Source organism: Wolbachia endosymbiont of Cardiocondyla obscurior, assembly GCF_902713635.1.
Classification (GTDB): domain Bacteria; phylum Pseudomonadota; class Alphaproteobacteria; order Rickettsiales; family Anaplasmataceae; genus Wolbachia; species Wolbachia pipientis.
This window is the reverse complement of record NZ_CACTIU010000059.1, coordinates 1-8,214: the sequence shown is the minus strand read 5'-3', so window position 1 is coordinate 8,214 and position 8,214 is coordinate 1. Positions and strand designations below refer to the sequence as shown.

8 protein-coding genes and 1 tRNA gene are annotated in these 8,214 nt (G+C 34.9%); 6 read left to right on the top strand and 3 right to left on the bottom strand.

The window, feature by feature from the left end:
* Positions 1-127: 127 nt before the first annotated feature.
* Entirely contained in the window at positions 128-1,621 is a 1,494-nt protein-coding gene (gene guaB / locus WOCAOBSORBRA_RS04850) for an IMP dehydrogenase (protein ID WP_065095043.1), read from the bottom strand.
* Between the two features lie 116 nt (positions 1,622-1,737).
* On the bottom strand, positions 1,738-2,550 hold the full coding sequence (gene rsmA, locus WOCAOBSORBRA_RS04845) for a 16S rRNA (adenine(1518)-N(6)/adenine(1519)-N(6))-dimethyltransferase RsmA (RefSeq protein WP_174516047.1): 813 nt from the start codon (positions 2,548-2,550) through the stop codon (positions 1,738-1,740).
* Positions 2,551-2,628: 78 nt separating this feature from the next.
* Between rsmA and WOCAOBSORBRA_RS04840 the strand changes: the two genes are divergently transcribed.
* A tRNA-Thr gene (locus tag WOCAOBSORBRA_RS04840) sits at positions 2,629-2,701 on the top strand.
* Positions 2,702-2,725: 24 nt separating this feature from the next.
* Complete coding sequence (locus tag WOCAOBSORBRA_RS04835; RefSeq protein ID WP_174516046.1) at positions 2,726-3,454, top strand: triosephosphate isomerase; 729 nt, start codon at positions 2,726-2,728, stop codon at positions 3,452-3,454.
* 213 nt (positions 3,455-3,667) lie between these two features.
* Here the strand turns inward: WOCAOBSORBRA_RS04835 and dprA are convergent, their stop codons facing one another.
* On the bottom strand, positions 3,668-4,756 hold the full coding sequence (gene dprA / locus WOCAOBSORBRA_RS04830; protein ID WP_174516045.1) for a DNA-processing protein DprA: 1,089 nt from the start codon (positions 4,754-4,756) through the stop codon (positions 3,668-3,670).
* 61 nt (positions 4,757-4,817) lie between these two features.
* Here dprA and WOCAOBSORBRA_RS04825 point away from each other — a divergent pair, with 61 nt between their 5' ends.
* The 4 genes from WOCAOBSORBRA_RS04825 to WOCAOBSORBRA_RS04810 all read left to right on the top strand — a co-directional run bounded on the left by WOCAOBSORBRA_RS04825 (position 4,818) and on the right by WOCAOBSORBRA_RS04810 (position 7,943).
* Entirely contained in the window at positions 4,818-5,192 is a 375-nt protein-coding gene (locus WOCAOBSORBRA_RS04825) for a ferredoxin family protein (protein ID WP_174516044.1), read from the top strand.
* A gap of 193 nt (positions 5,193-5,385) precedes the next feature.
* Complete coding sequence (locus WOCAOBSORBRA_RS04820; protein ID WP_174516043.1) at positions 5,386-6,171, top strand: hypothetical protein; 786 nt, start codon at positions 5,386-5,388, stop codon at positions 6,169-6,171.
* Positions 6,172-6,250: 79 nt separating this feature from the next.
* Complete coding sequence (locus WOCAOBSORBRA_RS04815) at positions 6,251-7,204, top strand: D-alanine--D-alanine ligase (protein WP_174516042.1); 954 nt, start codon at positions 6,251-6,253, stop codon at positions 7,202-7,204.
* Positions 7,185-7,943, top strand: coding sequence for a cell division protein FtsQ/DivIB (locus tag WOCAOBSORBRA_RS04810; protein WP_155968992.1), 759 nt, complete (start codon positions 7,185-7,187; stop codon positions 7,941-7,943). The genes WOCAOBSORBRA_RS04815 and WOCAOBSORBRA_RS04810 overlap by 20 nt, the downstream gene beginning before the upstream one ends.
* The last annotated feature ends 271 nt before the right edge of the window (positions 7,944-8,214 follow it).

Here is an 8,214-nt window from a genome sequence, read left to right as displayed (position 1 = left end):
TTTCTTTAACCAGCTTAACAGCTTCTAATTTGAATTCTGCTGTATATTCTCTTCTATTTGTCATATTTTGAAAAAACATTTTATTTTACTCCAAAAACGTCTTAACTTTCTCTCTACTTTTTCTGGACTACTCCGAATCGGTTGACAAATTGGACGTTTGATAAGCATAATTTGGAGCTTCTTGTGTAATGACTATATCATGAGCGTGACTCTCTCTTAATCCTGATGCAGTAATAGTAACAAATTTACAATTTTTTTTCATCTCTTCTATATTCCTATTACCAGTATACCCCATTGCAGCTTGCAATCCGCCAATCAATTGATGGATTACTCCTGAAGCTGGACCTTTGAATGGAACTCTTCCTTCCACTCCTTGTGGAACTAATTTGAGTTTTGAATCTTTATCTTGAAAATAACGGCTAGCTGAACCTCGTTTCATTGCACTAATAGATCCCATTCCTCGATAGCCTTTATATGCTCTGCCCTTATACATAATAATCTCACCTGGGCTTTCGTCAGTGCCAGCAAAAATCGAACCAATCATCACAGAGTCAGCACCAGCTGCAATAGCTTTTGCAACATCTCCTGAGTATTTTACCCCACCATCAGCAATTAGTCTGACGTTTCTTGCTCTACACGCCTCTGCAACATTCTTGATTGCAGAGAATTGTGGCACACCAACACCTGTAACTATTCTGGTTGTACAGATTGATCCTGGTCCTATTCCAACCTTCACTGCATCAACACCCGCATCAATCAACGCTTCAGCAGCCTCCTTTGTTGCAATGTTTCCGCCAATTAATTGCGTATTAGGATACATCTTTTTTATTTCCCTAATGGTATTGATAACGTTTTCGGAATGACCGTGAGCAGTATCCACAACAACTACATCAACTTCTTCTCCGATCAAAGCTTCACATCTGTCTATACCATCTTTTTTACCAGTGCCAATTGCAGCGGCAACTCTGAGACGCCCTTTACTGTCTTTACATGAATTTGGGTATCTATTGTATTTTTCAATGTCTTTAACCGTAATTAAACCTATACAACAAGAATTTTCATCTACGACCAAAAGCTTTTCTATTCTATTTTCATGCAACAATTTCATTGCTGAGGCACTATTCACTCCCTGCTCCCGCACTGTCACTAACTTATCTTTTGTCATCACTTCGGAAACTTTTACATTCATGTTCTGGTCTTCAATAAATCTCACATCTCGGTTAGTTAAAATTCCAACTAACTTGCGTTGATCGACTACAGGAATGCCAGAATAATTGTGCTCTCTCATTAATGAAATTGCTTCCGCAACTGTTTTATCCGGTGAAATCGTAATTGGGTTATACACGATCCAACTTTCATATTTTTTCACCCTTCTTACTTCTAAAACTTGTTCATCTATTGATAAATTCTTATGTATGCAACCTATCCCTCCATGTTGGGCAATAGCTATTGCAAAGCCCGATTCAGTAACAGTATCCATTGCAGAGGATATGAGAGGGATATTTAGTTCTATACTATTTGTTAAATAAGTTTTTGTATCTGCATCGCAAGGCAATATATTAGAATAGGCTGGCAAAAGAAGTATATCGTCAAACGAATAACAAGCTTCCATTTTTTTCATAGGCTTTATTTAAAGCTTATACGCCAATTAATTAAATTGCAATAGGCAAAATTAGCTAGGAGCCTTTAATTGTATAGCTCTAACTGTTTTTAGGAGATAGAAAAGCTATATGGTTGCTAATACATTTTATTGCAAAATAAGCATTCTACATTATTTGCCAGCAAACAAAACTGCTCAATAGTTAAGTTTTCTGGACGCTGGTTTCCGCTCAATTTAGCGTTTTCAAGGACAGTTTCAGCGTGGTTCGTTATATTTTGCAAGCTATTTCTCAGCATCTTTCTTCTTTGAGCAAAAACAGCACGTGTTAATTTTATTAAGGTTTCCAAGTTTACTACAAACTTTGGGGTAGGCAAAGGATTTACTGTAATTACTGAAGAATGTATTTTTGGTCTTGGAAAAAACTCTTTAGGTTCAATATCAAATTCCTTTTTTATATCACATAGTAACTGGCTTAGCACTGATAAGGAACCATAATCTTTAGAATTGGGTCTTGCCGTAATGCGATCTGCTACCTCTTTTTGAAACATTAATGTCAAGTTCGTAAAAAATTTTATATTATTTAACCACTTTAAAAATAACACTACCGAGATATTGTAAGGCAAGTTAGCAATAACTTTAACTGGGCGCTCTATCAGCTCTTCTTCTATAACATGCAGTGCATCCGCTTCTATAATTCTATACTTTCCTTGATGCTCATTTAGCAGTTGGTCATGGTGTTTTACTAAATCTCTATCTTTTTCTATAGAAAGTAGAGACTTTCGATTATGCACCAATATTTCTCTTGTTAATGCACCATATCCAGGACCAATTTCAATGACATTAAAATTTTCCAGACTACCAGCTAAAGCGACGATTTTTTTTGTTATCTCACTCGATAAAATAAAATTTTGCCCTAGACTCTTTTTTGGCTTCAGTAAAAATTTTTTCATATTATTTTCATTATACAGTATTTTAAAAATTAGTTGACGAAAATTCATTGATAATTGTATATTATTAATGTGTCTAACGCCGGCTTAGCTCAATTGGTAGAGCAACTGACTTGTAATCAGTAGGTTGTCAGTTCAAGTCCGACAGCCGGCACTCTCGCCCATATAAGTAAAGTTGATGTCCTTTTTAATAGTAGCAAATTGGAAAATGAATGGAATGCGTTCTTCATTTGTTGACTTTATAGGCAAACTTAACAACAAGAGCAACGAAATTACCTCTAAGCTAGTGATTTGCCCTCCTTTTACATCATTGCCAGATAGTATAGAGCTAAGCAATAATATTAGTATAGGAGCACAGAATTGCCATCAGAAAAAGTCCGGTTCTTACACAGGTGAAATTAGCGCAGAAATGTTAAAAGAACTAGGGTGTACTTACGTAATACTTGGGCATTCTGAAAGGGCCAATGAAAAAGATAGTGAAATAAAACTTAAGTCCAAAACATCAATAGAATCAGGCTTACACCCAATTATCTGTGTGGGTGAAAATTCAGAAGATTATAAGAATGAAAAAACAAAAGAAGTAATAGAATATCAATGCAAAAACCGTTTGCCAACACACGGTGAATATACCGTAGCATATGAGCCAATATGGGCAATAGGTACAGGATGTGTACCAAGCAATGACGCAATTGCTGAGGTGATAGAGGTAATAAAATTGTGTACTGGTAAAAAACACATTATATATGGTGGTTCAGTCAGTTCAGAAAATATAGAAAATTTGCTCAGTATCTCAAATTTATCAGGAGTTTTAATTGGCAGTGCAAGCTTAGATTTCGATCACTTTTATAAAATCATACAACAAGTTGAAAAAAAGTTTTCTCTTATCAATTCTAAAATCAGCAACTAAGAATCCTATGATAAATGACATCATTTCAGTGTCAAGCATATATAGCTAACCCAAGAAAGATTTCCCTACGTCATACCGCGATTCATTCGCGGTATCTCAGCATAGATTCCGCTAACGAGTAGCGGAATGACGAATTTGTTGTTTTTCAAATTGTAGGTAAACCTAAGCCACTTTAGCTATATCTGTACGAACATCTAGTATAGCTAAAGTAATCTAGAAAATTAACGATATTTTATTCCCCGGTGAACGCTCTATTTTGTTTTCCAACTCTAGTTCCAAAAGAGCCATTAGAGCTATGTTGGTAGAAAGTCCGCTTGCTAATATAAGTTCATCTATATCAACAGGTACAGAGTTAATATGATCAACTATAACAGATTTTGCCTGTTGTAATTTTTCTTGTTTTTGGTTAACAAAATGGTGCTCAACATCAAATAGGTTTTTTTGCTGCGGAGGTAAACTAAACCTAATACTCTCTATTATGTCATCAGCGGATTCGATAAGCTTAGCACCGTTTTTAATTAAATAATTACTACCACTACAGCGTGAATCTAAAGGGAAACCAGAAACTGCAAACACCTCTCTCCCTTGATTTAAAGCAAAATCTGCTGTTATTAGAGAGCCAGAACGTTTCGACGCTTCAATCACTGCAACACCCAGCGATAGACCAGATATAATTCGATTCCTCTGAGGAAAATATTGAGGCTTTGGTTTAGTAGCAAATGGAAGCTCAGTAATTACTAACCCACCGTTCCCAGTGATTTTTTTGTATAGATCAAAATTCTCTTTTGGATACACCACATCAATTCCGCTTGCTGTAACAGCAATAGTGGGATGATTTTTGTATATTACACTGTTTGCTGCAGTATCGATTCCTTTTGCAAGTCCAGAAACAATAACAAAACCAGCTTCGCTTAAATCAAGTGCCAACTTATTGGCAAAATTTCTTCCATTCATTGAAGAGTTACGCCCACCGATTATTGCAATTATCTCACGGCTTAATAATGATATATCACCAAGTGCAGTTATTACAGGAGGACAACTAGAGATATTTCTTAAAAGATCAGGGTAATCTGGGTCACATGCGGGTATAATTTTAGCTCCAATTCTTTCTGCATTATTGATTTCTTCTCGTGCATCTTGAATGCCATACACCTTATTATTAGCCACCCTATTGAGATATTTCAACACCTCATCTAGCGATCTATGTGTTCTTAGTATACTAAAAAACTTTATTGGTCCTATAGTTCTAGCCAAGCTTAACCATACTTCTAATTCTTTGTTGTTCAATTTATTTATCTTCATAAAAGACTTGAATTTCTTATCAATTTAGTGTACCCAAGATAATGCAAATATACAGTGTTTTATGACGCATTTTGTTACAGATAAATGCATAAAATGTAAATATACGGACTGTGTGGAAGTATGTCCCGTTGACTGCTTCTATGAAGGTAAAAACATGCTCGTGATTAACCCAGATGAATGTATTGATTGCGGAGTGTGCATACCTGAGTGTCCGGTGGATGCAATTGTAACTGATGATTCCATAAAAGATATTTTAGAACTAGATGAAGAGTTGCTGAGCAGCGAACAAAAAATCTTCAAATCATTTTACAACATAAACGTAGAATACTCACAAAAATGGCCAAATATCACAGCTAAGAAGCAACCCCTCTATACCGCAGAAGAGTATAAGGAAAAAAAGGATAAAACAGCTTATTTTGATGAAAATTTAGAATAATGCTACTGAAGGAAAAGAAACTTTTTGTATTTCAGGGTTGTTGTTTTTGGTTGCTGAAAATAGTTGCGTTATCTAAGTTGTTATGCTGATAAATTAGTATCGATTAATTTAAGGATTAAGGAAAAAGGCTTATTGACTTTTGAAATATTTGATTATAAAACTAGCTGTTAGCATTAAATCTTGGGGGTAAGTTATGAGTATAAATAAAAGAGAAACCATTAAAAAGATTGAAGGGTTACTTTTTCAAGCGAACGGTAATCTTGAAAAAGCATGTGATCTATTATCAACAGTAGAGTTAACCGAAGATGATATTAAAATATTGCTGGAAGAGATGATAAAAGAGTATCATAGCTTGTTTGAAAAGATTTCTTGGAGTTGTGGAGTTACTGCAGGCAGTGCACAAGATGCCAACGCAAGCAGCTTCAACGAAGTTTTTAAGCTAGGTTCAAAAGAGTTAGCATTGGCAATGATGTCAGATCTCAGAAAGTCTTATGATCAAGAATTATTTAAGAAATATAAAAAAGAAGAAATGTCTTATCCTGAAGGAGAAGGAGTACAATTTATTAGAGAATTGAGAGTTCTAAGTAGAATACTTACTATATCTTTAATAAGGAAACTTGATGAAGTTTACAAGTTTACTCCAGAAGAAATTGAGCGTTTGAAGGAATATATGTTAGTTAGCAACTATGATATAAGCAAAAGTCTTTCTGATATAGACAAATATATGCATGCACTATCTGCCTTAATTAGAAACTCTTCACTTGATACAAAAAAGATATTTGAGCTAAATAATCGAATGATAATACACACTACAGCCTTAATTGATTTAGTAACTAGTGGAGTAGTGAAAAAAGAAGAAGCAAAAGAACAATCTGCTGAGGATTTAGAAAAGCTTATCTGTGAACAGTATAAAGGTGCAGCAAACACGCCACTACCGTTGCCGAGCACGCTATTTGAAGTGGATAAAAAAAGTGCTTGAAGAAAGTTTATAGTTAGCCAAAGTAGGTATTTAATAAGCTTAATGTAACCATTATGTATGCTATATAGCAAAACATAGAATGCTTATGATTCCAACTATAGCAATTTTAAGTGGTGGATTTTCTTGTGAGAGAGAAATATCGCTTATGAGCGGAAAAGCAGTCAAGAAGGCGCTTGATAGCCTTTCATATAATGCAATAGAAATAGATGTTGACAGCAATATTGCTGAAAAGCTTAAAAAAATTAATCCTGAGCTTGCTTTTATTGCTCTGCATGGACCTTATGGTGAAGATGGCTGCATTCAAGGTTTACTGGAGATTTTAGGTATAAAATATACACACTCAGGAGTTATGGCTTCTGCCGTTGCTATAAATAAAGTGATGTCAAAGCATATATTTCGATCCCTTAATATCGACACTCCAAAAGGTTATGTAATTAGCCGAGAAGATGTACTAAAAAATAATATTAAAATCGATTATCCGTACGTCTTAAAACCAATTAATGAAGGTTCAAGTATTGGAGTGTACATAATTTTCTCGCACGAGGATTACTTAGAACTGAAAGATAATAGTTCTACTATAATGGAAAAGATGATCGTAGAAGAATACATACCGGGCATAGAGTTACATACTGCTGTATTGCTGGATGAAGCAATTGGCACTATAGAAGTACGACCAAAAAATAAATTCTATGATTATGAAGCAAAGTATACAGATGGATTTGCAGAACATATATTTCCTGCTGAAATTCCTAACAATATATATAAAATGACCTTGGAACACGCACTGAAAGTTCATCAATTTTTAGGATGCAAAACTATTTCCCGCTCAGATTTCCGTTATAATCCCCAAAATAACACTTTAAAAATGCTTGAGATTAATACACATCCTGGCTTTACTGAGCTATCGTTAGTGCCAGAAATTGCAAAATTGGCAAAAGGAATCGATTTTAATGAATTAGTTAAAATTATTATTGAAGATAGTTTGCAGCACAAAAATATTAGGGATTTAAGTCATGTTGAGCAGTATTACTAGAAGCCAAAGGAGTTTTTTGCGTAAGTGTGCCTTGGTTATTATCACAGCACTTTTTCTTACGCTAATACTTTACAGCTCACTTGATAAAATAATAAATCGATTTAATTACTACTTTACTTGGTATAATGACTGCCTATCTAGTTTATTACTCAGTAGTGGATTTTCAATCGACGAAGTAGTCGTGAGCGGCAATAAATTTACAAACAAAAAGGATATTCTAAGTTTGACAGATAGAACGCAACCTATCCTGTATATATCACTTTCAAAACTTGCCGGTAACATACAATCCGTAAGCAGGTGGATAAAACACGTAAGAGTTCACAGAATTTTGCCCAATACTCTACACATTAATATAGATGAGCATAAACCGTTTGCTCTCTGGAAAGATAATAACAAAACCTCGGTAATTGATTTCGAAGGCAAAGTGATCGTAGATGACTATCTAGTAGATGATCTTGTTGTAATTACAGGACAAAACTCGTTATCAAACCTAGAATTTGTTAGAGATGTGTTAGAGAGTAAAACTCAATTAAGTGACCACATTTCTTCTTTTGCTTATATAGGGAATAGAAGATGGAATATCATACTTGATAACGATTCCACAGTAAAACTGCCTGAAGATAACCCTTATAGTGCATGGGAATATTTAAACCACTTGCAAAATACAACTGATTTTACTTTCAGCGATTGGAGTATTATTGATATGCGTATTACTGATAAAATTTTTGTGAAGAGGTGATCTGCTGTAATCCAAGTAGCCCCTTTTCCTGTCATCCCAGTGCCCAGACACTGGAATCCCGCCGCGAACCGTCATACCGCGATTCATTCGCGGTATCTCTTAACATAGATCCCTTATTTAACCGCCATACCTTAACATAGATCCCGCTAACAAGTAGCGGGATGACGGTTGTCGTTTAGCTATAAATATTTAAGAAATTTACCAAACGAAAAAAAAGGCAAAAGAAGCCCCGTGGTTGGCTAATTACTTACATTATACTTTCAAGTATGGC